The sequence below is a fragment of the Alysiella filiformis genome (genome assembly GCF_014054525.1).
Lineage (GTDB): Bacteria > Pseudomonadota > Gammaproteobacteria > Burkholderiales > Neisseriaceae > Simonsiella > Simonsiella filiformis.
Genome location: NZ_CP059564.1, coordinates 212272 through 237619, shown reverse-complemented (window position 1 = coordinate 237619; position 25348 = coordinate 212272). Strand labels below are relative to the sequence as shown.

Below are 25348 nucleotides of genomic sequence, written 5' to 3'. Positions count from 1 at the left end.
GAAACGCAACCCCATTCCCAAATGGGCGAAATAAACCGAATAATAGTGCATTTTCATGGAATCACGCCACTATTTATGTTATTTTATGTGAATTGATGGCAAGTTTGCCACACACTTTTAAAATTGAACAAGGAGATTTGACAAAATGGCATTGCTCCCCATCTTAAAATACCCCAATGAACGTTTACACATTGTCGCGCAGCCTGTAAAAGAAATTGACGAGCGCATCAAAAAATTGACGCAAGACATGGCAGAAACCATGTACGAAGCACGCGGCATCGGCTTGGCAGCCACCCAAGTGGACGTACACGAACGTGTGGTGGTGATTGATTTGAGCGAAGAACGCAACGATTTGCTGGTGTTGATTAACCCCGTTATCACGCACAGCGAAGGCACCACCACTTATGAAGAAGGCTGCCTGTCCATACCCAGCATTTACGACAAAGTGCAACGCGCCGAACGCGTTCGCATTGAATACCAAGACATCAACGGTGCCAACCAAACTTTGGACGCAGACGGCTTGCTCGCCATTTGCATTCAACACGAAATTGACCACCTCAACGGCAAATTGTTCATTGAATATTTGTCGCCCATGAAACAAAATCGCATCAAAACCAAAATGAAAAAACGCGAACGCGAAGAAGCCAAACAGCAATAAAATGTAAAGCCCATTTAAAAAAACTTTTCAGGCAGCCTGAAACAATAAAGCTGCCTGAAAACATTTTTGCTGTTACAATGCCCCTTTTCAAAACCACTTAATAATAAGGAAAACATATGGATAATATGACTCAATACAGCCACAGTACCCAAGTTTCATCGCAAGAAGTGGTGCTGCAGAAAACATACAGCCTGTTGGCAATGTCGTTTTTGCCTTGCGCGGCGGGTGCTTTTGTGGGTTTTGCCGTGAATCCCTTTGCCATGGTGGGCAATTATTGGGTGATTTTGGGCATTTTCGTTGCGTTTTTTTACGGCATGAATTTCATGATTGAAAAAAACCGCTACAACAACACAGGCGTGATTTTGTTGATGGTGTTCACATTTGGCATGGGCATCATGCTGACCCCATTATTGGGTCGCGCCATTGGATACAGCAACGGCGCAAGTTTGATTGGCATTGCCGCCGTCATGACCGCCGCCGTGTTTTTTACCATGGCAGCCATGGCGCGTAAAGCCAACATCAACACCAACGCAATGGGCAAATTTTTGGCCACAGGTGGCATCATTTTGATGATTGCCGTTGTTGCCAACTGGTTCTTGCGTATGCCCATGTTGTCGCTGACCATTGCAGGCGTGTTTGTGTTTTTCAGCAGCATGGTGATTATGTGGCAAGTTCGCGTGGTCATTGAAGGCGGCGAAGACAGCCACATCAGCGCAGCATTGACCATTTTCATCAGCATTTACAATTTGTTTAGCAGCTTGTTGCAACTGTTGATGGCATTTGCAGGCAACGATGACTGATAAGCCATAAACCATAAAACAACATTCAGGCAGCCAGAACGCATATTCAGGCTGCCTGAAACGTTTTTGGCATTGACATCAAGCCGATTTTGCCTTAAAATCGTTGGTTTCTATTATCAAATTTTTTGGACTCATTCTATGAAAACCTTTTCAGCGAAACCGCACGAAGTGCAACGCGAATGGTTTGTAATTGACGCAACCGATAAAGTGTTGGGTCGCGTTGCAGCCGAAGTTGCCAGCCGTTTGCGTGGCAAACACAAACCTGAATACACCCCACACGTTGATACAGGCGACTACATCATCGTGATTAACGCCGACAAATTGCGCGTAACAGGCAACAAAAACGAAGGCAAAATTTACTATCGCCACTCTGGTTATGCAGGTGGTTTGTACCAACGCACTTTCCGCGAAATGCAAGAGCAATTCCCAGGTCGCGCATTGGAAAAAGCCGTAAAAGGCATGTTGCCAAAAGGTCCTTTGGGTTACGCCATGATTAAAAAATTGAAAGTGTATGCAGGTGCCGAACACCAACACGCAGCACAACAACCCAAAGTTTTGGAATTGAAATAATTGTAAGGACACAAATAAATGAACGGTAAATATTACTACGGTACAGGTCGCCGCAAAAGCTCTGTGGCTCGTGTGTTCTTGCAAAAAGGCACAGGTCAAATCATCGTAAATGGTCGCCCTGTTGATGAATTTTTCGCGCGTGAAACCAGCCGCATGGTGGTACGCCAACCTTTGGCTTTGACCGAAAACTTGGAAGCGTTTGACATCAAAATCAACGTAACAGGTGGTGGCGAAACAGGTCAATCAGGTGCCGTACGTCATGGCATTACCCGTGCTTTGATTGACTACGATGCAGCTTTGAAACCCGCATTGTCTGCTGCTGGTTTTGTTACCCGCGATGCGCGTGAAGTTGAACGTAAAAAAGCTGGTTTGCGTAAAGCTCGCCGCGCTAAACAATTCTCTAAACGTTAATTTCCACGTTTTATCCAATACAAACGCTCCGATTTTCGGGGCGTTTTTTTCTATGGTACAAACCCTGTATCTGTTGATGCTTGTTTCAAATTATGGTCAATGCATTTAAAAATAACGTGAACTTGGGATAAGTAACTGTAAATGTGCCAATAAGCCAGCTCTCTCTCCCTGTGGGAAAGCATTGGAGAGAGGGTTTGTTGAGCAAGCACACCCTCTCCCCAGCCCTCTCCCATAGTGAGAGGGAGCAAAGTTACTTAAATTTATCAATAACTTTTATCCCGAACTCGCGTTAAAAATACAGTTGCTACATGGTATCCCATTTAGAAAGTGTAGGGTGCAATGTGTTTCGCAAGCAAAATAAATGGTACAAAAACTTTTACCTGTGCTTTCTGCTGTTTTGTTGAATCCAATAAAAAAGGTGGAAATCACATTCCACCCTTTTTGGCAATCAATTTGGTTTATTTATCGTCTACGCGAATGACCACTTCACTTGGCTCAATGGTTTGCCAAGGCTCTGGCACGGTGGCAAACGATTCACGGCGAACAATCGGTTCACGCGCCGCAATTTCTGCCAAGGCTTTGGCTTCGGCTTGGCGGAAACGCTCGTCTTTTTCGGTGGTTGCAGGTTGCGGCTGACGGAATTTTTCGGCTTCCTCGTGTGCGCGTTGGGCGGCTTCTTCTGCCAATCGCTGACGCACCGCTTGTTCTTCGGCTTCAGCTTCTGCCAAAATGCGGGCGCGTTCGGCTTCTTCTTCGGCGCGTAAACGGGCTTGCTCGGCTTGGATACGGGCTTGTTCTTGTGCAATGCGCTCCGCTTCTGCTTTTGCGGCTTGCTCGGCTTGGATACGGGCTTGTTCTTGTGCAATGCGCTCCGCTTCTGCTTTTGCGGCTTGCTCGGCTTGGATACGGGCTTGTTCTTGTGCAATGCGCTCCGCTTCTGCTTTTGCGGCTTGCTCGGCTTGGATACGGGCTTGTTCTTGTGCAATGCGCTCCGCTTCTGCTTTTGCGGCTTGCTCGGCTTGAATACGCGCTTGTTCTTGTGCAATGCGCTCTGCCTCAGCTTTTGCGGCTTGCTCGGCTTGGATACGCGCCTGTTCTGCTGCAATGCGTTCTGCCTCAGCTTTTGCGGCTTGCTCGGCTTGAATACGCGCTTGTTCTTGTGCAATGCGCTCTGCCTCAGCTTTGGCAGCTTGCTCGGCTTGAATACGGGCTTGTTCTTGTGCAATGCGCTCCGCCTCTGCTTTGGCAGCCTGTTCAGCTTGGATACGGGCTTGTTCTGCTGCAATGCGCTGCGCCTCAGCTTTTGCGGTTTGTTCGGCTTGAATGCGTGCTTGTTCTTGTTTGGCGGCTTGCTCGGCTTGTTCTTGTGCAAGACGCTGGCGCACTGCCTCTTCTTCTGCTGCGGCGGCTGCGATAATGCGTTCGCGCTCTGGGGTTTCGGCTTGACGCTCTGCTTGGCGTTCGGCTTGGATTTTGGCTAAACGCGCTGCGACTTCCCATTCTTCTTTGGCAATGCTGCCTGAATGGGCGGTGGGGTTTTCTTGTTGAAATTGTGCGGCAACACGCGCACGAATTTGCTCGTCTAAATCATTTTCAGATGAAAGTCTTTGACTTTGTTCTATTTTGTCGGCTTTTAAACGCGCTGCTGGCGAAGTGCTGTGTTTGTTTTCAATTTGGACTTTGCTGGGGTCAAAATTGGGGTCTTGTTCCAAAGGCAGAAACGCCAAAATGGTTTCGGTGGCGCGCACTTTGTCGCCAATCGCCACGTTGGGGCTGGCGTCCAAAGGCAAATACACATCTACGCGCGAACCGAAACGAATGAAACCGTAGCGTTCGCCGCGCACCAAGCTGTCGCCTTTATTGACATAGCACAAAATGCGCCGTGCCACCAAGCCTGCAATTTGCACAAAGGTGATGTCGCGTCCTGATGTGGTGGTCATTAAAATGGCGTTGCGTTCGTTTTCGCTGCTGGCTTTGTCGAGCGATGCGTTGATTTTGCTGCCTGCGGTGTAGCGCACATCGGTGATTTTGCCTTTGGCGGGCGCGCGTTGTGAATGCACGTCAAACACATTCATGAACACGCTGATTTTTAAGGTTTCCACATTGCGATAGGGGTCGATGGCTTTTTCCACCACCACCACGCGCCCATCGGCTGGCGACAAAATCGCATCGGGTGCTTCGGGAATGTTGCGCGCTGGGTCGCGGAAAAAATTCAGCATAAACAAGGTTGCCAACCAAAATGGCAATGACCACCAGCCGCCAAGCAGCATGATAATCACGCTGACCACTGCGCCGCCAATGATAAAAGTCCAACCTTCTTGGGCGATAATGGTGTGGGGATAATAACGATTCATTTTGTTTTTCCTAGCAATGGCTGCCTGAAACGCTTTCGGCAACGACATTTGTCAAAATCAAATAGCTTGGGATTATAGCCCAAAATGGGGTGTGTTGCCTATGATGTTGTATTGTTTCAGGCTGCCTGAAACGCGCTGAATCTTTTGTGCGGTAAAATGCGCGTTATTGGCTTGAATATTCAGTTGGCATTTGCGCGGTTTGAGTTATACAATCGCATTTTCAGGCTGCCTGAAAACCATTCTCACAAACATCAAAACGAAATTTTATTACAAATTCTCAATGAAGGAAAAACATCATGACGCACCCAACCGATTTCCCCGCATGGCAAGATTTGCAACAAAACTTTGCCGACACGCAACACATTCACATGCGCGAAATGTTTGAGCAAGACCCTAACCGTGCCACGCGCTATTGGCTGGAAGTGGGCGGCATCAACGTGGATTATTCCAAAAACCGCATTAACGACAATATTTTAAACAATTTGGTGGCGTTGGCAAAACAAGCTGGGCTGCCTGAAAAAATGAAACAAATGTTTCACGGCGACAAAATCAATAAAACGGAAAACCGTGCCGTGTTGCACATCGCGCTGCGCAATCGCACCAACAGCCCCATTATGGTTGATGGCGAAGACGTGATGCCCAAAGTCAATGCCGTTTTGCGCAAAATGGGCGATTTTTCCCACGCGGTGCGTTCGGGCGAATGGTTGGGCTACACCAATCAGGTGATTACCGATGTGGTGAACATTGGCATTGGTGGTTCGGATTTGGGCCCGCTCATGATGTGTACCGCGTTGAAATCGTTTGGACACCCACGTTTGAAAATGCACTTCGTTTCCAATGTGGACGGCTCACAACTGCGTGATGTGCTGGAAAAAGTCCACCCCGAAACCACCTTGTTCATCATCGCCTCCAAAACCTTTACCACCCAAGAAACGATTACCAATGCCAACACCGCGCGACAATGGTTTTTGAAAGAAGGCAGCGAGCAAGACATCGCCAAACACTTTGTTGCCGTGTCCACCAACAAAAAAGCGGTGGCGGAATTTGGCATTGACACCGAACACATGTTTGAATTTTGGGATTGGGTAGGTGGACGTTACAGCTTGTGGTCGGCGATTGGCTTGCCGATTATGCTGTATTTGGGCGAAGAAAATTTCATTGAAATGCTCAATGGCGCACATCTGATGGACAATCATTTTATCAATGCGCCTTTGGAAAACAACCTGCCTGTATTATTGGGTTTGATTGGGATTTGGTACATCAATTTTTACGGCGGCGGCAGCCATGTGATTGCGCCATACGACCAACACTTGCACCGTTTACCCAAATTCATTCAACAGCTTGACATGGAATCCAACGGCAAACAGGTGCAAATGGACGGTGCAGCCGTTGCCACCGAAACGGGCCCGATTATTTGGGGCGAAACGGGCATTAACGGACAACATGCCTTTTTCCAATTATTGCATCAAGGCACGCACATTGCGCCCATTGATTTGATTGCCAGCTTGGAAAAACGCGGCAATTTGCAAGGACACCATGAAATTTTGTTGAGCAATGTGTTTGCCCAAGCCGAAGCCTTTATGCGCGGCAAAACCGCAGACGAAGCGCGTGCCGAATTGCAAGCCGCAGGGCTGCCTGAAAACGAAATTGAAGCCCTTGTGCCGCATAAAGTGTTCAGTGGTAATCGTCCTACCAATATGATTTTGTTGAATAAAGTGAATCCGCGCAATTTGGGCAGCCTGATTGCGATGTACGAACACAAAGTGTTTGTGCAAGGCGTGATTTGGGGCATCAACAGCTTTGACCAATGGGGCGTGGAGCTGGGCAAACAGCTTGCCAAAACCATTTTGGCAGAACTCACAGGCGCGATTGACCCGCAAAAACACGATGCGTCCACCACGCGCTTGATTCGTTTGTATCGCCAAGCGAATTGCGCGGAAGATGGAACGTGTGAGTTGTTTCGTGATTAAATGATTTTTTGAATATTCAGGCAGCCTGAAACGTGATGATTGCGTTTTCAGGCTGCCTGAAAACATCAATCAACACCAAATCATTGAAAAACCATGACCATTTATCTGTACACCGCCAACCAAATCCCCGATTTTTCCCCCTATCGCAGCCCCAACGACCCTCACGATGGCTTAATTTGCCTGACCGAAACCATTGAACCGCAACACCTTTTAGCCGCCTATCCACACGGTGCGTTTCCGTGGTATGAAGACGATGAAAACCGCGTGTATTGGTTCACGCAAAACCCACGCGCGGTGTTGCTGCCTGAAAAGTTGCACATTCGCCAATCGCTGCAAAAAACCTTGCGCCGCCAAGCCCATAAAATTACCGTAAACCATTGTTTTGATGATGTGATTGAACAATGTGCCACCATCAAGCGCGCAGGGCAGGGCGGTTCGTGGATAAGTGCGCGTTTTCAGGCAGCCTACCGCGCCCTACACCGCATGGGACATGCCCATTCATTTGAATGCTGGCTGCCTGAAAATGGCGATTGGGCATTGGCAGGCGGCTTGTATGGCGTGCAAATTGGCAGCGTGTTTTATGGAGAATCCATGTTTTCTCGCCAAGCCAACGCATCACAAATGGCATTTGCCCATGCCGTCCCCTTTTTGCGCGAATGCGGCATACGCTTGATTGATTGCCAGCAAGATACCGACCATTTGCGACAATTCGGCTCACAGTTGATGAATTTGCGTGATTTTAAAGACCATTTGCGGCAATACAATGCCCAGCCTTTAACGCGCCCCATTGTGCGTGAAATGCTGTTTCAGGCAGCCTGAATGGGATTGGTGTTTCTTGTTGGGAAAAACAGTTTTGAAAATCGCCCCATTTATTGATTTTTGAAGAAAACATACAATGCAGATTCTCAATCAATCACACAAAGGATTTCATCATGCAAACCCTTTACCACGCAGCCGATACACGCAGTTTCGCCAATCACGGCTGGCTGAAAAGCCACCACACATTCAGTTTCGCCAATTATTACGACCCCGAACGCATGAATTTTGGCGTATTGCGCGTGTTGAACGATGATTTTGTTATTGGCAATCAAGGCTTTGGCACGCACCCACACCGCGACATGGAAATCATCTCCATACCCCTATCGGGCGATTTGGCGCACCGCGACAGCATGGGCAACGGCAGCGTGATTCGCCATGGCGAAGTGCAAGTCATGTCGGCAGGCACAGGCATTACCCACAGCGAAATGAATCCCAACCCCGACACGCCCGTACAATTTTTGCAGATTTGGGTGCTGCCGCGCCAAAATCGTGTCGCACCGCGCTATCAACAGCAAAACATTGCCGAAAAGCAAAAAATCAATGATTTTCAACAAATTGTGTCGCCCAATCCCGATGATGATGGCGTGTGGATTCATCAAGACGCATGGTTTTCATTGGCGAATTTCCGCGATTCACATCAGCAAACCTACACCATCAAACAAGCCGAAAATGGCGTGTATGCCTTTGTGATTAAAGGCAAAGCCAAAATCGCAGGCGTGGATTTGAACGAACGAGACGGCTTGGGCATTTGGGATACGGCAAATTTTGACGTACAAGCCATTGGCGATGCCGAAATTTTGTTGATGGACGTGCCGATGAATCTTGCCACGCACACGCAACAATGATGTTTCAGGCAGCCTGAAAAGGACTTCGCGTCCAGAAAATATAAAAAAACCGTTTAATTTCAATAATTAAACGGTGTTTTTTTTTCAGGCAGCCCTTCCTAAATACGGTATAATTCATATTTTCTTGATTATCATCAATTATCATCAATTATCATCATGTCTCTATTTTCAAAAGATTTTTTAGCAGAATACAACACCACCCAAATCAATGATGAAGTTTTGGGGACACTTCATGCTTTTCTCAACGGCACAGCAAAAACAGGCTGGCTGTTTGAACGCGAAATCAAAGCCTGCAAACTGGATTACACCCTTGCCAGTTTAAAGCGCATTGATGCCATGTTAGACCGCATTCGTGAAAGCCAAACCCTTGAACGAGAAACATTTTTAGCCAACAGAAAACCTGAAAACAGTCATTTTTTGGTTTTATTGGCATTTTATTGTGGTGAAATGCGCGGACGTTTGGCGGGCGTTGCACCCATTTGGCAGACTTACGAAAGCCACATCGCTGAAAATCCCGCAATGGCTCATATTATGCCGCCCGTGCCAGAATACCGTTTTGTTGCTACCTATCATCGTGCCAATGATATTTATCAACATTTTCCGCTTGTTGCCATTTTTGAACGCCTGTTTCCTGAATATGATGAGCCTGAAAAATCGGTTTATTTTTCCACCATCACGGGCAATCATGCGAATTTCGCCCCAGACGAAGTTGTGCCACCTGCGTTTCAATCTTTGCCGTTTGATTTGCAGGCTGCCTGTCAAGATTTGTCGGCACATTGGCAAAGTTATTTGCAGATTTTGCCGCCCAAATGGCTGTTTGGCGATGAGTTGATGAGCCAAATCAAAGCTGTGCCAACGCTTTACCAAAAAGGTCGCGTGGTGTGGGGCGCGTTGGTGCAAGCCAACAATATGCTTTTTGAAGCAGATAATCCCGCCAGTTGCCCTGCCGAGATTATTTATGACAAATCAGGGCGTACGCCACCGCATTTATTGCACGAACTTGCCCAAACTTTGTTGTCATTTAAAAAACAAATTCCTGATGACATTCCGCCAAAGCTCAAACAATACGCCCAGCACCTACAAAACGAACGCACCCGTTTTTCAAGCGAATTGCCTGCACCGCCAACAACCGTCATGTCGCTTTATGCCAAGACGATATTTGTGTGGCGACCGCATTTGCCTGATGCAATGCTGACTTTGCCGATTTTCCCGATTATTATCAATGATGATAATGATGAAGCGATGATTTTGCCTGCAAAATTTTGGGCGCATACCGAGTATTACCAAAAATGGATTGCTAACCCAAAAGATTTCATTCAAGAAATTGTGCCGATGTGGGCGCATTTGCCCAGCGAAAAAGCCAGTCGTTTTTGGGAAAATTACGAGGAATTGCTCACGCCACAAAGCGATGTGCTTGCCAAATTATTTAACCCCAATGCGCCACCACACAATCCCAACGATTTCAGGCAGCCTGAACCGCCCGAAACAGGCAAACCCAGTTTTCTGATTCGCTTGCGAAACGCTGCCCAAAAAGATTATCCGCGCTGGATGGAAATATATGATTTAAATGAATTTCAAGACCCCGAAACCCGCGCCAGTCTCGCCAAAGACCAGTTGCCGCCCAGTTTGTATCAAGCTCTGAAAAAATGGGATTTAAGCCCGTTTTTGCCAGATTTGGAAAAAGCGTTTCAGGCTGCCAATTTACCCAAAACCAAGCCTTTGCCCAAAGTTTTGGCAGCCTTAAAACAGCCCCAGTTATCGCCCACGCAGACGGCGAGTTTGGTGCAATTTTTATTGCAACAAGGCGATGTTTCATTGTGTAAATTGTTGGAAAGCGAAGGAAAAACAACACAATACCCCCATAACACAACCGCTTTATTGTATTTGGCAATTTTGTATTTGACGGGCAAACACGTTCCGCAAACCATTGAAGAAGGACTTTTTTGGCTGAATTATGCGGCAAAACTGGGCGATGGTCGTGCTTTGCGTTGGCAAACCAAGTTGGCTTTGGATTGCCCTAGCCTTGTGCCCATCTTGTTTAAAGATTTTTTACGAAAAGAAATGGTCAATTTCAATTTGGTTTTGACCAATGAAGGCTGTTCGCCTTTGGCGATTAATGAGGCGGTCAAGGCGTACGCACAAAATCCCAAAGCACAAAAATGGCTGGCTCGCCGTCCGCTCCAAACCGCCTACGAACAAGGCGATAAAATTGCCGAACAGCTTTTAAAAACTTATTTGGACAATGGCACTTTGCCCAGCCAAGATGAAGATAAGTTTATTAGCGTGCAATTTTGGGTCATTGATTATTTGTTGCGCCACAAAAATCAGGATTACACTTATCTGATTGATAAAAATAAACAATATGAAAAGCTTGACGGCATCATTGAAGACGATGACGATTATGCGACTGACGAACCCCCAGCTTGGCACAAATGGGCAAAATGGGCGGTGGCAATGGTGGTGATTTTTGGCATTAAAACGTGTGTATCGGATTGGCGAACAAGTAAACCCAAACCCGCGCCAGTTGCCGAGCCAACCGTTTCAGGCAGCCTGAAACCGCAAACCACGCCCACCGCAGCACCCGCCACAACCGCCCATAGCCAAACGGCAGAAAATATTGGCAATAACGCCGTTTCGGTAAGCGATGCGGTGTTTGTGTTGCAACAAAAATTGCCCAAAACAGCGTTTACAGGTCAGCACGAGATTGAAGCTATTCATTATTTTGATAATCAATATGTTACCGTGAAAATCAAAGACAAAAGTCGTGGCAGGATGAGCATTCGGGCAGCCAACGGTTTGTATTGTCGTGAGCCATTATTTGACGGTTTGCGGGCGGCAAATGCGGTGGTGATTTTTGATGTGCAGACGCAGGACGATTTGCGCTATGAGAACGATGTGTATTGCCAATAGGTTTCAGGCAGCCTGAATTGCCATCAACCTACTCTCTCCCTCTATGAAAGAAAGGGGGAGGGTGGGGTTAGAGACCCAACGTGCCACGCCTCGCCAAATGGGTAGGGGACAAATGGCAGGCAGCCTGAAAATCATTTGCCCATCATTTTATTTTGAATTAAGCTACACAAATCATCATCTCTAATAGGAAATTTCAACCATGAATGATTTAATCAAAAATTTATTAAGCGTCAAAAGCGAATATGACGGATTTGTTGAATATCCAGAAATGATTCAAGGATACACCGAAAAGGAAATTAAAAAAATTGAACAAAAATACAATTTGCCCATTCGTGGACAATTTAAAGAATTTTTAATGACAATGGGCAAACATTCTGGTGGATTATTAGATGGAGATGATATTTATGTTTATCGTAAAGGTGGCGAAGAATATTTTACTGATGAATACAGACAAAGCATGAATGAAATCTATGATGATGAAGTGGATTTTGGCGATTTTGCCCAAAACATCATTAAATTATTTGGGAAAATAGATTTTGAAGAGAAGAAATTCTTTATTTTTGCAAATGTGAATGAGCATATTCATAAATATTTTATGTTTGCCAATGATGATGACGATATGGTCTATGAATGGGACGGCAATACAGATGAAATCAAGAAGATGGGTACACTATTTGAATTTTTAGTACAAATCCGACAATGGCGATATACTGCTAGAAAAATAGATAAGTTCGATAAATATTTTAAAGAATTGGTTACAGGAAAATTATTGTAATCGCAGTATCACACCCTTTTTTCAGGCAGCCTAAAAGGACACAACAAACTTCATGTAGGGTGCGTACCACGCACCAAATTATCAAATCATTTGAATGATTTGGTGCGTGGTACTTGCTGGTAAAATTATCGTGTATTTTACAGGCAGCCTGAAAACAAATTTACTGCCAAAAATCATTCGGCGCGTTCAACACAGGTTTCACAATATTCGTGCGAATCGCAAAATCGCCAAATCCTTCATCTGCCAAACGATTTTTTGACCAAGAGGCTATCCAATTATCCAAAATCGCCAAAATCTCGTCTTCCGTGATGTTTTCCTTGAACAAACGCGGAATGCGTGTGCCTTCGCGGTTGCCGCCAACGTGCAAGTTGTAGCGTCCCACCGCTTTGCCCACCAAACCGATTTCCGCCAACATCGCCCGTCCGCAACCGTTGGGGCAGCCTGTAACGCGCAAAACAATGTGTTCGTGTTGCATTTGGTTTTTTGCCATCATTTCATCAATTTTATCAACAAATTGCGGTAAAAACCGTTCCGCTTCCGCCATCGCCAAGGGGCAAGTGGGCAAGGAAACACAAGCCATTGAATTTTCACGTTGTCGGGTCATGCTGTCGCTGATTAAACCGTGTTCACGCGCAATGTGTTCAATCACATCTTTTTGATTTTCGGGAATATTTGCCACGATTAAATTTTGATTGGCGGTTAAACGAAAATCGCCCGTGTGGATTTCGGCAATTTTGCGAATGCCTGTTTTTAAAGGCTTATTCGGATAATCCAGCAAACGCCCGTTTTCAATAAACAAAGTCAAATGCCAACGCCCGTCTTCGCCCTGAACCCAGCCAATGCGGTCGCCACGAGACGTGAAATGATAGGGGCGAATCGCGCCAAATTTCGCGCCCATGCGGTTTTCCACTTCGGCAATGAAATTATCTAACCCTTTGTTGATTAAGGTATAACGGGTTTTGGCGTTTTTGCGGTCGCTGCGGTTGCCCCAATCGCGTTGCACGGAAACCACCGCCGCCGCACAATCCAAAACCTTGTCCAAGCCGATGAAACCGAATTCTTTGGCGGTATTGGGAAAGGTTTTGTGGTTGCCGTGTTCCATAGACAAACCGCCACCTACCAACACATTGAATCCAATCAATTTTCCATTTTCGCCAATGGCAACAAAATTCAAATCGTTGGCGTGCAAATCCACATCGTTGTGCGGTGGAATGACCACGGTGGTTTTGAATTTGCGCGGCAGATAATTTTTGCCCAACACGGGTTCAATTTTGTCGCCACTTTTCACGTTTTCAGGCAGGGTGTGGGGTTCGGTGGTTTCGGTGCTGGCGACTTTTTCGCCGTCCAGCCAAATTTCGGCATAAGCCTTTGTTTTGGGTAATAGGGTTTCGCTGATTTTTTTTGCCCATTCATAGGCTTCGCGGTGCAGGCTGCTTTCTACTGGGTTGGACGTGCAAAGCACATTGCGATTGACATCGCCTGCGGTGGCAATGCTGTCCAAACCGAGTTGGTGCAACCATTGGTGCATGGGCTTGATGTTGTGTTTCAACACGCCATGAAATTGAAAGGTTTGGCGATTGGTCAGGCGGATTGAACCGTAGAGCGTGTGTTCGCTGGCGAATTGGTCAATGCCAAGCCATTGTTTTGGCGAGATAATGCCAGCAGGCAGCCTGCAACGCAACATCACATTTTTATTGGGTTCCAATTTTTGTTCAAGGCGTTCGGCGCGAATGTCGCGGTCGTCTTGCTCATACATGCCGTGAAAGCGAATGAGCTGGAAATTGTCGCCCTGAAAACCGCCTGTGAGCTGTTCGCCCAAATCTTGGCTGATGGTGCCGTGCAAATAATCGCTTTGGGCTTTTAAGCGTTCGTTGTCGGAGGGTTTGAGTGTGGTCATGGTGTTGGTTCCTGATTGTGAAGTTTACATGATAATTGATTGATATATCATATAAAAATATTGTTTTCTTATTTGTTTTATAAGTTAAAATTCTAAATTGATTTTTTGGTTATACCGCTTTATAATCAGTTGATATTTTTAAACTCATAATCCAAAAATATGAACGAACAAGCCCACGCAATGACCTTGCTCAAAGACTGCATTCCCATTTTTACCGTGCTTTCGGACGAAAACCGCCATTTGATTTTAAAATTATTGCTGGAAAATGGGGCGATGAGGGTCAATGACATTACCGAAAATTTGCATTTGTCTCGCCCTGCGGTGTCGCACCATTTAAAAATTATGCTATCCGCCAATGCCGTCAGCGTAGAACAAATCGGCAAAGAACGCTTTTACAGTTTGGCGATGAAAGATGAAATTGAAAAAATGGGCGAACTTGTGGCATTGATGAAAAAATATTGTCCGAGTAATCAAGGTTAAATATGATTAAATATAATAATGAATTGATTAAAGATTTTACCAATTTTGCCGAATTATTTTCTTTTGAAGAGTGGGAAAATAGGCATTTTCCTATTTATGGCGAAGTTGTGGAATATCATTTGGTTGATATTGCTCATCAAAAAATTATTGTACAGAATTGGCATTGTAATATTCGTTTGGTGGATTATGATGATGACGCTTTTATTGAGCAACACCCAGAAAACGAATTAGAATTATCTGATACAGAAGAATTTGAAAGCTTTAATCAATGGTTTTATGATTATAATAAAAGAAATATTGATATAAAGTCAGAAAAAATTGCCATAAAACAAATGCGTGAATTTCTATCAGTTAATCCAAATGAACAAACAATAGAAATTGCCATAACCATTTCATCAAATCAAACGCTTTATTTAAAAGATGTTCCAAAATCAGCTTGGTTGCCTTTCTGTATTCCCACACCAAAAGACAATAAATTTAGCACTCGCTCTAATCCTATATTTTCTTGGTTATTTTTATCCAAAAAAAGATTTTTTCAATTTTTGGAATGGTATCAAACTTATGAAAATTTTAGAGAACAATCTGTTAAACATATTTGTCAAGATATAGACAATAAGATTAATGAATTAAAACTCAATGAAAAATATGGTTTAATATCAAAAAATATTGAAATTGACGGTTATTTTCAATTTTATCAGCCCTCCAATCATCATCAATTATTTATTGATATGAAAAAACATATTTGGCGTAGTATTGAAAGTCAAATTAATTTATTTATTTGGCAAAAATATGCGATTTATTTTTCTATTATTTTGATGTTTGGCTCTTTAATATTGGAATATTCAAAACCTGATTATTTGGGGTTTTGGAATTGGCTTTTTATCACTTGGTTTTGTAGTTTAATAACGGGGGTGCGTGTCTTGAAAATTTTACAAAAATGGCGAACCAATCGGCAGATTGATAAAATGTTTGGTTACATTCCAGATAATCATTTACGCTGGCAATCGCTTTGGGATTGGCATCAAAAAATGGTGTTGGGATTATTGGTGCTTTGTTCTATTTGTTTGATTTATAATAAATATTTTTAATAAATTACAGTTTTGGTAGAGCATACCACACCTTTTTTCCTTTCAGGCAGCCTGAAAACTCTTGACTTCCCTAAAAAATCGCTTATAATATGTTTAAATTTTTAAACATATAAACTTAAAAGAGGCATTCTTATGCTATTCCAACTTTTCACTTTCCCCAACGGCACCACCACCAAAAACCGCTTTTTCAAATCCGCAATGGAAGAACAGCTTGCCATAGACAATCAGCCGACCCAAGCCCTTGTCAATTTGTACCGCACTTGGGCATTGGGCGGGGCGGGCGTGCTGGTTACGGGCAATGTGATGGTGTCGCCAAACGGCAAAGGTTCGGTGGGCGATGTCGTGGTGTCGGACGACCGCTCGCTTGCTATGCTCAAAGCGTGGGCAGATGCTGGCAAAACCGCCAACACATTGATGATTATGCAAATCAACCACGCAGGCAAACAATCGCCCAAAGCGGTCAATCGTGAACCTGTCGCCCCAAGTGCCGTGCCACTGGTGGGAATGGACGGTTTTATCAATCCGCCAAGAGCCTTGCAAGCGGTTGAAATTGAAAAAATTATTGGCGAATTTATCACAACCGCCAAAATTGCTGAACAAGCTGGATTTAGTGGTGTGCAAATTCACGCTGCGCACGGTTATTTAATCAGCCAATTTTTGTCGCCACACCACAATCAGCGAAACGATGATTGGGGCGGAAGTTTGGCTAACCGAATGAATTTTTTATTAAAAATTTATCAAGGCATTCGTGAAAATGTCCGTCCTGATTTTTTGGTGGGCGTGAAATTAAATTCAGCCGATTTTCAAAAAGGCGGTTTTGATGAAAATGACAGTCTTGCCGTTGTTGCCAAACTGTCGGAATTGGGCATTGATTTTATTGAAATTTCTGGTGGAAACTACGAAAGCCCTGCTATGCTGGCTGAAAAATCCAGCACCCGTCAAAGGGAAGCATTTTTCCTAGATTATGCCGAAAAATCCCGAAAAATCAGCCAAGTTCCGCTCATCATCACAGGTGGATTTAGAAGTGAAATGGCAATGAATGATGCTTTAAAAAGTGGCAATTTAGATTTAATCGGCATTGCTCGTCCGCTTGCCTTAATCCCTGATTTGCCCAATCAAATCCAAAATGGCACATACCAAACGCTGACCACCAACCGCATTAAAACAGGCTTGACACCGCTTGATAAAAAAGTGGGAGCGGTTTTGGAAATGGATTGGTATATGGCTCAAATGCGTTTGATTGGCGAAGGTAAATCGCCCAATCCCAAATTGTCGGCTTGGAAAGTGTTGTTCAACACGATTGTGGCGAATGGGAAGGCTGGGCTTTCTACGGGGCGAAGTTAATCAAAAAACACCGTTTAAATTTTGATTTTAAACGGTGTTTTTTTATTTTCAGGCTGCCTGAAAACACTAACGTCTGTGCAAAACTAAATTATTCTGAATAAAATCATTTAAATCAGACGAATTTAAACTGAATTGGCTACCACTTCGCATCCACATTTTGTCTCTATCATGATTACAGGCTGTCAATTTATTTTCCAGTTGATTGACTTTATTGAATTTATTTTTAAATTCATCTGCATTAACTGCATCAAAATGCTGAAATAATTGCGCTGGACGGCAACCACAACTGAAACACAATTCATCTTCAAAATTTTGGATTTGCCAAATAATATGTGGTTTCAATTTGCAATGTTTTTTGATTTGTAACACATTGGCAATAAAGCGATTTTGTTCATTTAAAACATCAGTATCAGCAATAATGATGATTTGTTCATCTTGTTGAATGCCACGCAATAAACCACTCATGGTATTGGCTTTGGCTTGCCATAAATTGAAAATTTTTGCTCTACCCAAAAATCCCATTTTTCGCCAAAAATTTAACTCGTTTTCTCCTTCTACCAAAACCGTGATTTTAGGTGGATTTTTCACTTTATTCATCATCTTCCCCCCACATCAATTCATCCAACAAATGCGTAGATGGCACAGTACGGAAATAATTATTGCGAACATAACCTTTTAATTTTCTATCATTTTTTGAGAAACCCAATTTTTCAGGCTGCTCGGCTTGGCAATAACCATTTTCCTTATGTAAAAACACAAAACTGTGTGCGGGCAAATTCAAATCCAGCACATCATAATTGTGCGTGGTATAGAAAAATTGCGAATGTTTATTGAGTTTTTGAATAATCAAATTCAAAATTGTCATTTCCAATTCGGAATGGCTGGACGCGAGTTTCTCGTCTAGGAAATAAGTTGCACTGCTGGAAGTATTCACATTTTTTAAAATTCGCAAAATAAAATCCGCAACACTTAATACATCATAAGTCCCTTTAGAAAAGCGATTTTTTTCTCTTTCAGTAAATGTTTCTCCATCATCAGTTACTTTAACTGTATCACCATTTTCAAAGAAAACAGTATAGCCCTCAAAAATGCTCTCCCCATCTTTTTTTTCCGTTATTAGTGGACTAACATCTACAATTGTAGTATCAAATGTTTGTAAAATGGGTAGTAATTTATTTAAATTATTACTGTTTAATGTACTCCCTAATTGGAAACGATTATTATCATTTTTTACAAATTTATAAGAAAAAGGAGCAGTAAATGTTTTAGTCATTTGAGTTTGGTTTAAAAGCGATAATATATCATTTGAAGAATTGTTTAAATCAATTGGTTCGGATTTTTTTTGCTTTAGTCGTTTTTGTACTGTCAAATTGGTATCATTAGGCAGTAATTTAATTTGATATTCTTTTTTATTAGTGATTTCTTGTTCCTTAAATTCAATAAAAATGTATTGAAAAATATTTAAATCAGGAATCACAAATTCTATTTCAATTTGAGCTGATTTTCTCTTATCACAAATAGCTTCATAGAGTTGTATTGGCAATCTAGATAAATTTCTATTGATATAGGTTTGAATACCCCAAATCACTTTTCCCAACGAAGTTTTTCCACTCGCATTTGTCCCCATTAAAATACACACGCGCTTAAATTTAAAGCTCGGTACATCTTCCAAATATTCATAATCCACAAACGATTGTGGCTGTTTGCGTGGATAAGTCAAATCCAACTCAAAATCTTGAAATCCATAAAGATTGTCAATTTTTAAACGGGTAATAATCATAATATAAAATCCAAATTCTGGAATAAAGACAAAATGATTATAACCGAAAAACCAAAGAAAAACAGGATAAAGCCTAAACTTTACCCTGTTTTTATGTTAATCAATACACATCACGCTGATACCGCTTATTCTGGCGCAATTCGTCCAGCCACTCTTCCGCGTCATCGCGCGACATTTTCCCTTGTGATTCAATCACATCAATTAAAGCGCGTTCCACGTCTTTTGCCATTTTGCTGGCATCGCCACACACATAAACGTGTGCGCCATTTTGCAACCATTGCCAGAATAATTGGGCATTTTCCCTAATCTTATCTTGCACATAGATTTTTTCCGCTTGGTCGCGCGACCACGCAAAATGGTATCGGTGCAAATAGCCGTCTTTGGCAAATTGTTGCCACTCGGTTTGGTACAAGAAATCTTCGCTGGCGTGTGGATTGCCAAAAATCAACCAATTTTCGCCAGTTGCTTCGCTGGCAGCACGCTGTTGCACAAAGGCGCGAAATGGCGCAATGCCCGTGCCAGCACCAATCATGATAATGGGCGTGGCAGGATTTTCGGGCAGCCTGAAATGCGGATTTTGTTCCACAAAAACATGAATTTGTCCATCTTCTGCGGCACGTCTCGCCAAAAAACTGGATGCGCCACCCTCGCGGATTTTGCCATCGTGTTCGTAACGCAACGCACCCACCGTCAAATGCACCTCCTCGCCCACCTCGTCTTGCGCGGACGAAATGGAATACAAGCGCGGCGCAATCGGTCGCAACAAGCCAAGTAATTGTTCTGACGACAATTTTGTCGGATATTTTTGCACAATCCCCACAATCGGATTGGCTTGCACAAAAGCATTGACATCATCGCCAATCACTTGATTTAAATCAGCATTTTGGGCGATTGCCGCATAATTTTTCACAAATTGGGGCGTGTTTTGCGTGATTTCCATTTTGTGAACCAGTTGGTCGCGCAGATTTTCATCGTCTGCCAAACCCACCGCATTCAAAATTTCATCAACCAAATCAACATCATTGCTGAACCAAACGCCCAAGGCATCGCCAACTTGATAAGTCATGCCCGAACCCGACAAATCCAATTCAATGTGGCGCACATCTTTGTCCGAACCGCGCCCTGTGATTTTTTGGCGCGTTAAAAGCGTGGCGGCAAACGGTTTTTCTTTGGAAAACGCATTTTCGGGCGAGGAACTCGCATTCAGGCTGCCTGAAAGATTTTGGCTGGCATTTTGATTTTGTGAATTTGCCAATACTTTGATTTGCAAACCGATTTGTTCAACCCAATTTTGCGCGGCAGCCTGAAAATCCAAATCGCATTCCGTCAAATTCATCAAACGGCTTGCGCCCAAATCCGCCAATTTCGCGTCAAATTCACGCGCAGCACCGCAGAATTTCGGATAAGAACTGTCGCCCAAACCCAAAACAGCAAAACGCAATTCATTCAATTTGGGGGCTTTTTTGCCGTGCAAGAATTTGTGCAAACTTACGGCTTCTTCGGGCGGTTCGCCCTCGCCTTGTGTGGACGTAATCAGCAAAACAATGTCGTTTTCTGCCAAAGACTTGGGCTTGAAATCCGCCGCGTGGCTGTGTTGATGCGCCACACCCAAAGCGGTCAATTTTTCGCTTAATTGTTGGGCAACGCCACGCGCATTGCCCGTTTGCGATGCGGAAACAATGTGAATATTTAAAGATTCGGCGTTTGCACTTGATGTCATATTCAGGCTGCCTGAAAGCGTGTCGGGGTGCGTTTCGCCATTGGCTTTTGCCCAGCAATAGCCCGACAGCCACGCCAACTGAACAGGCGTGAGCGCGGCAAGGTGGGGCGTGAGTTCATTTGGAATGGGGTTCATGGTATTCCTTTGATTTTTTTATCTATAATAAAAATTCAACAAAATAAAATTGACAAACAAAATACTGAAAATTAAAATTTCCATTTTCATCAACCGTTTCAGTCACAATGACTGCCGATTTTACAAATATTGTATTATTGCGCCATGCAGGGACAATAAGGGTTTGGTTTCCTAGTAAAATTGGAGTATGAACCAATCAGGTTACTAACGGTCTTGAACATTTGGGCTACAACTGTGTTCAGGGCATTTCCATGCAGTATCCATATTCATTCAGCCAAAGCTGAATATGGTGTAACAAACTCTTAATTGAGGTTGATTATGCCTATTCGCAAAACACCATTACACGAAAACACTTTATCTCATTACCAAAATCACAGTTTTGAATATATGCTCCTTGCTTGGTTATTGAATGGCGGCTGGGAAGCCAGTAAACCCGGCGTTGATTTGGGTTCAAAAACCGATGTTCAAGTCAGCGATGGTATAAAACTTTATCGCATTCAAGTCAAATGTTTAGACACGCCTGATGACAACATTAAAGTGGAAAACAAATGGAAAAATGCGCCTACACCGATTGATTATGTGGTCTATTTTTCCAAACGTGCCAAGTGGGGCTATATTCTGCCAGCCTTTCAAGGCACAAAAAAATCTTTAAAATCAGAAGGACACATTCGTTTTGAACAAAATCCAGAAGATTTTTTAAGAGCATTTGAAAACGTGTGAAATGTAGGGTGCAACTTGTTGCACCGTAAACCAATTTGAAGTTGGTGCAACAAGTTGCACCCTACATTTTCCTTAAATTTCAAACGTATCCAACACATCTTCCCCCGAAATCATGCCTGCCGCCACCGTGTGATTTGTCGCTTCATCAATCAAAATAAACGCGCCAGTTGCCTGATTTTCTGCGTAAGTGGTGGCACAAATCGGCTGTTGCGTGGCAATGCTGACACGCGCAATATCATTGATTTTTAAAGTATCTGCTGACTGGGCGCGGCTTAAAGTTTGCACGTCCCACACATATTCAATTTGCTTGATTTTTGCCGCGACCGTCTGCGTGCCGTGTTTGAGCCAATATTTTCGTGCAGGATTGAGCGGCGTATCGTCAAACCAACACAAAGCTGCCTGAAAATCAAGCTCTTGGCGTGTAATGGATTGTTCGCGCCTTTGCCCAGTAAGCCAAGCGTTTGCGCCTTGTAATGCGCGATTGAGCGGTTCAATTTTGCGGATAAAACAACATCGTTTGCGTAAATCCACGCTTTCGTAAAAGGCAAATTCGCCAAAATTTTTCACATAATCATCGCTATCCTTTTGATTTGGATAGTAAAATTCAAATGGAATATTGGGATAATCCGTTTGCAATTTTTGGGCAAGGCGCAAAGTTTCCGCGTTCAATTTGCCTGTTTCCAAAACAAAACTCACGCAATTTGCGCCCATTTGCGCCAGTTCGTGCAAAATTACGGTGTCTTCCACCGCCAAGCTGTTTGCCAATTTAACATTTTGATGATGTTGAAAAATGTGTTTCAGGCGATTTTGTAGCGTGGCGATTTTTTCAGGCAGCCTGAAAAGGGTTTCATCAGGAATGTGGGGGATTTGCCATAAATTGGGTTTGCGTAGGATATTGTTTTCCATATTATTTTTTCTTGTTTCACGATGATTTGTAGGTCGGGCATTTATGCCCAACATGATGAATCACGGCGCATTGTGTCGGGCATGAATGCCCGACTACGAAAACGGTTGCCGTCCGCTAGGACTTTCAGGCAGCCTGCAAAATCCGTTCGCGTTGTGGCAAACGGTATTCGCCAAACCAACGCAATTCTTCGTGCAAAGACACCGTTTCGCCAATGACCATCAAAGATGGGCTTTGTGCCAACTTTGCCAATTCAGACAAATGTTTAAGCGTACCAATGTGAACGCTTTGTTCAGGCAGCGTGCCTTTGTTGATGATGGCGACTGGCGTGTCGGGATTTTTGCCGTGTTGCAATAATTGTTCTTGTAATTCAAAGGCTTTCATTGCACCCATGTACACAACGATGGTTTGGTTGGCTTGTGCCAAAAATCGCCACGATTCGGGGGTTTGTTCGGCTTGGTTGCAGCCTGTAATCAGCGTTACCGATTGCGAAAAATCGCGGTGTGTCAATGGGATACCTGCGTAGGCGGTGGCTGAGGTTGCGGCGGTAACGGCTGGCACCACGTCAAACGGAATACCTGCTTGTTTTAAAACGCTTAATTCTTCGCCACCGCGCCCAAACACAAAAGGGTCGCCCCCTTTGAGCCGCACCACACGCTTGCCTTCTTGTGCCAGTTTAAGCATTAAATCATTGATTTCATTTTGTTTTAAATGATGATGTTTGGCGCGTTTGCCCACATAAATTTGCTCGGCATCGCGGCGAACCAAATTCAACACATCTTGTGAAACAAGGGCATCGTACAAAACGACATCGGCTTCTTGAATGCGTTGTAAGCCTTTGATTGTTAAAAGACCTGCATCGCCCGAACCCGCCCCAACCAAAGAAACGCTGCCTGAAATGGGTTGATGATGGTGCAAATGTTGTTCAACAAAATCATGGGCTTGTTCAATTTGTTGCTGTTCGCACAAACGCTGAAAATCGGTGTGATTGAACAGGCTTTCCCAAAAATAACGGCGTTGTGTGATATGAGACAGTTGTTTTTTAACGGGATTTCGCCATTTTTGCGCGATTTGTGCCATAACGGAAATGTGTTGGGGCAACAGGCTTTCCAGTTTTTCGCGCAACAAGCGAATCAAAACAGGCGACACGCCCGAGCTGGAAATGGCAATTTGCACGGGGCTGCGGTCAATAATGGACGGAAAAATCATGTCGCAATGCGCCAAATCATCTACGCTGTTTACGGGGCGATTTTTTTGGCTGGCTGCCTGAAAAATGCGTTGATTGAGCGTGGGGTCATTGGTGGCGGCGATGGTAAAATAGGCATTATCCAGTTGATTTTCATCAAATTCTTTGGCAAGCCAAATGAGTTGATTTTCTTGAACCTGCTGTTGAATTTCATCGCACAAAGTGTGTGCCACCACCAAAACACGCGCTTGGGCTTGACGCAACAGCGCGATTTTGCGCGTGGCAACATCGCCACCCCCCACCACCAAAACGGGTTTGTCGCGCAAATTGAAAAATAAGGGCAGGTAGTCCATGTTTTGTGTTCCTGTATTTTTTATTTGAAATCAGCATATTGTTAAATTGACAACCATCTGACCCTCTCTCCCTCTGGGAGAGAGATGGAGAGAGGGCTGGTGGGGCGGCAAACCCTCTCCCCAGCCCTCTCCCGCAGGAGAGGGAGCGAAATTGCTGTCGTTTTTGGTGTTTTTCATCTTACAGGCTGCCTGAAAAGTGATAGAAATACCATTTATCCATTTAAGATATAATTTTTAAGTCTAACTATTGAATTTAAATCATTTTTTGATGAAAAAATTGCCATTTTGCCGCATAGAATTAAATTGAATATTCAATATTGAATAAGGGTATTTTGTGAAATGTGTGATTGTGTCTAATATGATTGTGCTTTTTGTTTAACCCTTTTCAGAAAAAGAGGCAACATCATGATTTTTAAAAATAAAACTTTATTTGCCGTTTTGGGTTTGGGTTTTGCGCTGGCAGCCTGCGGTGGTGGCAGCAAGGCGCAAAACAATCCACCAGAGCAAGGTGCCGCCCCCATTCAGGCAGCCAACGCCACGCAAATTTTGAATGTGTCTTACGATGTGATGCGTGATTTTTATAAAGAATTTAACCCATTGTTTATCAAGAATTATCAGGCGCAAGGCAAACAGGTGGACATTCAACAATCGCATGGCGGTTCAAGTAAGCAGGCTTTGTCGGTGGCAAATGGTTTGAAAGCCGATGTGGTTACGATGAACCAATCGTCTGATATTGAATTGTTGGAGAAAAAAGGTTTGGTTTCAAAAGATTGGCAACAAAAATTGCCGAATCATGCCGTACCGTTTACCAGCACCACCGTGTTTTTGGTTCGCAAAGGCAATCCGAAAAACATCAAAAATTGGGCAGATTTGACCCAGCCTGATGTGAAACTGGTCATTGCCAACCCCAAAACTTCGGGCAATGGTCGCTACACTTTCTTGGCGGCTTACGGCTATGCCTTGAAAGAAAACGCGAATAATCACGATGCCGCCAAAGTGTTCACGCAAAAATTGTTTGCCAATGCTGTCGTTTTGGAAGCGGGCGGACGCGGCGCAACCACATCTTTCATTGAACGCAAAATGGGCGATGCGCTGATTACCTTTGAAAATGAAGCGAATTTAGCCGCGCAAACTTTTGGTAAAGGCGAATTTGAAATCATTTATCCCAGCTATTCCATTGCGATGGAAAGCCCAGTTGCCGTTGTGAATGGCGTGGCTGATAAAAAAGGCACGGCGCAAATTGCCCACGATTATTTGGCGCATTTGTGGAGCGATGAAGCACAAGAATTGGCAGCAAAATTGTATTTGCGCCCCAGCAAGGCGGAAATTTTGGCAAAACACGCAGCGCGTTTTCCGAAAGTGGAAACGTTCCGCGCCAATGATGTGTTTGGTTCTTGGGATGAGATAATGAAAACGCATTTTGCCGATGGCGGTGTGTTTGACCAAATCAATAAGCGTTGAGTTTGTGTTTTCAGGCAGCCTGAAAGCATTTTTGATGTGCCACAAATCTCATTCCCTCTCCTGTGGGAGAGGGTTAGGGAGAGGGTAAAAACCGTTGAGTTTGTGGCACTTTTGCCCTCTCCCCAGCCCTCTCCCACAGGAGAGGGAGCGAAATGCTGGCACGATAAG

Annotated in this window: 21 protein-coding genes and 1 pseudogene; 15 read left to right on the top strand and 7 right to left on the bottom strand. The window is 44.0% G+C overall.

Annotation, left to right across the window (positions count from 1 at the left end):
• The first annotated feature begins 145 nt into the window (after positions 1-145).
• The 4 genes from def (at position 146) to rpsI (ending at position 2439) form a co-directional block, all read left to right on the top strand.
• Complete coding sequence (gene def, locus H3L97_RS01340) at positions 146-658, top strand: peptide deformylase (RefSeq protein WP_097113797.1); 513 nt, start codon at positions 146-148, stop codon at positions 656-658.
• Positions 659-774: 116 nt separating this feature from the next.
• Positions 775-1458, top strand: coding sequence for a Bax inhibitor-1 family protein (locus H3L97_RS01335; RefSeq protein WP_097113796.1), 684 nt, complete (start codon positions 775-777; stop codon positions 1456-1458).
• Positions 1459-1596: 138 nt separating this feature from the next.
• Positions 1597-2028: a 50S ribosomal protein L13 gene (rplM, locus tag H3L97_RS01330; RefSeq protein WP_097113795.1), complete on the top strand. Its 432-nt coding sequence runs from the start codon at positions 1597-1599 to the stop codon at positions 2026-2028.
• Between the two features lie 18 nt (positions 2029-2046).
• Positions 2047-2439 carry a 30S ribosomal protein S9 gene (rpsI, locus tag H3L97_RS01325; protein ID WP_097113794.1) on the top strand — a complete coding sequence of 131 codons (393 nt, stop codon included), beginning with the start codon at positions 2047-2049 and terminating at the stop codon, positions 2437-2439.
• Positions 2440-3983: 1544 nt separating this feature from the next.
• Here rpsI and H3L97_RS11875 read toward each other — a convergent pair.
• A pseudogene (locus tag H3L97_RS11875) lies at positions 3984-4793 on the bottom strand (phosphatidylserine decarboxylase); the annotation flags it as partial.
• Between the two features lie 296 nt (positions 4794-5089).
• Here H3L97_RS11875 and pgi point away from each other — a divergent pair.
• The 6 genes from pgi to H3L97_RS01295 all read left to right on the top strand — a co-directional run bounded on the left by pgi (position 5090) and on the right by H3L97_RS01295 (position 12112).
• Positions 5090-6763, top strand: coding sequence for a glucose-6-phosphate isomerase (pgi, locus tag H3L97_RS01315; RefSeq protein WP_097113793.1), 1674 nt, complete (start codon positions 5090-5092; stop codon positions 6761-6763).
• Positions 6764-6856: 93 nt separating this feature from the next.
• Complete coding sequence (gene aat / locus H3L97_RS01310) at positions 6857-7582, top strand: leucyl/phenylalanyl-tRNA--protein transferase (RefSeq protein WP_097113792.1); 726 nt, start codon at positions 6857-6859, stop codon at positions 7580-7582.
• 113 nt (positions 7583-7695) lie between these two features.
• A complete protein-coding gene (locus H3L97_RS01305) occupies positions 7696-8427 on the top strand; it encodes a pirin family protein (RefSeq protein ID WP_097113791.1) in 732 nt (243 codons plus the stop codon).
• Between the two features lie 156 nt (positions 8428-8583).
• The gene (locus tag H3L97_RS01300) at positions 8584-11337 is read left to right on the top strand and encodes a hypothetical protein (RefSeq protein WP_097113790.1); all 2754 of its coding nucleotides are present in this window, start codon (positions 8584-8586) and stop codon (positions 11335-11337) included.
• A gap of 61 nt (positions 11338-11398) precedes the next feature.
• The gene (locus H3L97_RS11985) at positions 11399-11521 is read left to right on the top strand and encodes a hypothetical protein (protein ID WP_257010982.1); all 123 of its coding nucleotides are present in this window, start codon (positions 11399-11401) and stop codon (positions 11519-11521) included.
• Positions 11522-11536: 15 nt separating this feature from the next.
• On the top strand, positions 11537-12112 hold the full coding sequence (locus H3L97_RS01295) for an SMI1/KNR4 family protein (protein ID WP_097113789.1): 576 nt from the start codon (positions 11537-11539) through the stop codon (positions 12110-12112).
• Positions 12113-12272: 160 nt separating this feature from the next.
• Here the strand turns inward: H3L97_RS01295 and cysI are convergent, their stop codons facing one another.
• On the bottom strand, positions 12273-14009 hold the full coding sequence (cysI, locus tag H3L97_RS01290) for an assimilatory sulfite reductase (NADPH) hemoprotein subunit (RefSeq protein WP_097113788.1): 1737 nt from the start codon (positions 14007-14009) through the stop codon (positions 12273-12275).
• A 159-nt stretch (positions 14010-14168) separates the two neighbouring features.
• On the opposite strand from cysI, the gene H3L97_RS01285 reads away from it, so the two are divergent.
• The 3 genes from H3L97_RS01285 to H3L97_RS01275 all read left to right on the top strand — a co-directional run bounded on the left by H3L97_RS01285 (position 14169) and on the right by H3L97_RS01275 (position 16921).
• The gene (locus tag H3L97_RS01285; protein ID WP_097113787.1) at positions 14169-14489 is read left to right on the top strand and encodes an ArsR/SmtB family transcription factor; all 321 of its coding nucleotides are present in this window, start codon (positions 14169-14171) and stop codon (positions 14487-14489) included.
• Positions 14490-14491: 2 nt separating this feature from the next.
• Positions 14492-15577: a hypothetical protein gene (locus H3L97_RS01280; protein WP_097113786.1), complete on the top strand. Its 1086-nt coding sequence runs from the start codon at positions 14492-14494 to the stop codon at positions 15575-15577.
• A gap of 132 nt (positions 15578-15709) precedes the next feature.
• Entirely contained in the window at positions 15710-16921 is a 1212-nt protein-coding gene (locus H3L97_RS01275; RefSeq protein WP_097113785.1) for an NADH:flavin oxidoreductase/NADH oxidase family protein, read from the top strand.
• A gap of 66 nt (positions 16922-16987) precedes the next feature.
• Here the strand turns inward: H3L97_RS01275 and H3L97_RS01270 are convergent, their stop codons facing one another.
• The 3 genes from H3L97_RS01270 to H3L97_RS01260 all read right to left on the bottom strand — a co-directional run bounded on the left by H3L97_RS01270 (position 16988) and on the right by H3L97_RS01260 (position 20556).
• A complete protein-coding gene (locus H3L97_RS01270; protein ID WP_097113784.1) occupies positions 16988-17518 on the bottom strand; it encodes a hypothetical protein in 531 nt (176 codons plus the stop codon).
• Entirely contained in the window at positions 17511-18701 is a 1191-nt protein-coding gene (locus tag H3L97_RS01265) for an AAA family ATPase (protein ID WP_097113783.1), read from the bottom strand. The genes H3L97_RS01270 and H3L97_RS01265 overlap by 8 nt, the downstream gene beginning before the upstream one ends.
• A gap of 100 nt (positions 18702-18801) precedes the next feature.
• The gene (locus H3L97_RS01260) at positions 18802-20556 is read right to left on the bottom strand and encodes an assimilatory sulfite reductase (NADPH) flavoprotein subunit (protein WP_097113782.1); all 1755 of its coding nucleotides are present in this window, start codon (positions 20554-20556) and stop codon (positions 18802-18804) included.
• A gap of 318 nt (positions 20557-20874) precedes the next feature.
• Here H3L97_RS01260 and H3L97_RS01255 point away from each other — a divergent pair, with 318 nt between their 5' ends.
• Complete coding sequence (locus H3L97_RS01255) at positions 20875-21276, top strand: hypothetical protein (protein WP_097113781.1); 402 nt, start codon at positions 20875-20877, stop codon at positions 21274-21276.
• Between the two features lie 72 nt (positions 21277-21348).
• Here the strand turns inward: H3L97_RS01255 and H3L97_RS12165 are convergent, their stop codons facing one another.
• Positions 21349-22182, bottom strand: coding sequence for an elongation factor 1-alpha C-terminal domain-related protein (locus tag H3L97_RS12165; RefSeq protein WP_179655788.1), 834 nt, complete (start codon positions 22180-22182; stop codon positions 21349-21351).
• A 124-nt stretch (positions 22183-22306) separates the two neighbouring features.
• Complete coding sequence (gene cysG / locus H3L97_RS01245; protein ID WP_097113779.1) at positions 22307-23719, bottom strand: siroheme synthase CysG; 1413 nt, start codon at positions 23717-23719, stop codon at positions 22307-22309.
• 405 nt (positions 23720-24124) lie between these two features.
• On the opposite strand from cysG, the gene H3L97_RS01240 reads away from it, so the two are divergent.
• A complete protein-coding gene (locus tag H3L97_RS01240) occupies positions 24125-25180 on the top strand; it encodes a sulfate ABC transporter substrate-binding protein (protein WP_097113778.1) in 1056 nt (351 codons plus the stop codon).
• Positions 25181-25348 lie beyond the last annotated feature (168 nt).

What these genes read in the sequence shown, in the direction of transcription:
- pgi (WP_097113793.1), top strand. Translation starts at nt 5,090, where the DNA reads ATGACGCACCCAACCGATTTCCCCGCATGGCAAGATTTGCAACAAAAC.
- aat (WP_097113792.1), top strand. Translation starts at nt 6,857, where the DNA reads ATGACCATTTATCTGTACACCGCCAACCAAATCCCCGATTTTTCCCCC.
- H3L97_RS01280 (WP_097113786.1), top strand. Translation starts at nt 14,492, where the DNA reads ATGATTAAATATAATAATGAATTGATTAAAGATTTTACCAATTTTGCC.
- H3L97_RS01240 (WP_097113778.1), top strand. Translation starts at nt 24,125, where the DNA reads ATGATTTTTAAAAATAAAACTTTATTTGCCGTTTTGGGTTTGGGTTTT.
- H3L97_RS01305 (WP_097113791.1), top strand. Translation starts at nt 7,696, where the DNA reads ATGCAAACCCTTTACCACGCAGCCGATACACGCAGTTTCGCCAATCAC.
- H3L97_RS01295 (WP_097113789.1), top strand. Translation starts at nt 11,537, where the DNA reads ATGAATGATTTAATCAAAAATTTATTAAGCGTCAAAAGCGAATATGAC.
- H3L97_RS01265 (WP_097113783.1), bottom strand. Translation starts at nt 18,701, where the DNA reads ATGATTATTACCCGTTTAAAAATTGACAATCTTTATGGATTTCAAGAT.
- def (WP_097113797.1), top strand. Translation starts at nt 146, where the DNA reads ATGGCATTGCTCCCCATCTTAAAATACCCCAATGAACGTTTACACATT.
- H3L97_RS01255 (WP_097113781.1), top strand. Translation starts at nt 20,875, where the DNA reads ATGCCTATTCGCAAAACACCATTACACGAAAACACTTTATCTCATTAC.
- H3L97_RS01300 (WP_097113790.1), top strand. Translation starts at nt 8,584, where the DNA reads ATGTCTCTATTTTCAAAAGATTTTTTAGCAGAATACAACACCACCCAA.
- H3L97_RS01275 (WP_097113785.1), top strand. Translation starts at nt 15,710, where the DNA reads ATGCTATTCCAACTTTTCACTTTCCCCAACGGCACCACCACCAAAAAC.
- H3L97_RS01335 (WP_097113796.1), top strand. Translation starts at nt 775, where the DNA reads ATGGATAATATGACTCAATACAGCCACAGTACCCAAGTTTCATCGCAA.
- cysI (WP_097113788.1), bottom strand. Translation starts at nt 14,009, where the DNA reads ATGACCACACTCAAACCCTCCGACAACGAACGCTTAAAAGCCCAAAGC.
- H3L97_RS01270 (WP_097113784.1), bottom strand. Translation starts at nt 17,518, where the DNA reads ATGAATAAAGTGAAAAATCCACCTAAAATCACGGTTTTGGTAGAAGGA.
- H3L97_RS12165 (WP_179655788.1), bottom strand. Translation starts at nt 22,182, where the DNA reads ATGGAAAACAATATCCTACGCAAACCCAATTTATGGCAAATCCCCCAC.
- rpsI (WP_097113794.1), top strand. Translation starts at nt 2,047, where the DNA reads ATGAACGGTAAATATTACTACGGTACAGGTCGCCGCAAAAGCTCTGTG.
- rplM (WP_097113795.1), top strand. Translation starts at nt 1,597, where the DNA reads ATGAAAACCTTTTCAGCGAAACCGCACGAAGTGCAACGCGAATGGTTT.
- cysG (WP_097113779.1), bottom strand. Translation starts at nt 23,719, where the DNA reads ATGGACTACCTGCCCTTATTTTTCAATTTGCGCGACAAACCCGTTTTG.
- H3L97_RS01260 (WP_097113782.1), bottom strand. Translation starts at nt 20,556, where the DNA reads ATGAACCCCATTCCAAATGAACTCACGCCCCACCTTGCCGCGCTCACG.
- H3L97_RS01285 (WP_097113787.1), top strand. Translation starts at nt 14,169, where the DNA reads ATGAACGAACAAGCCCACGCAATGACCTTGCTCAAAGACTGCATTCCC.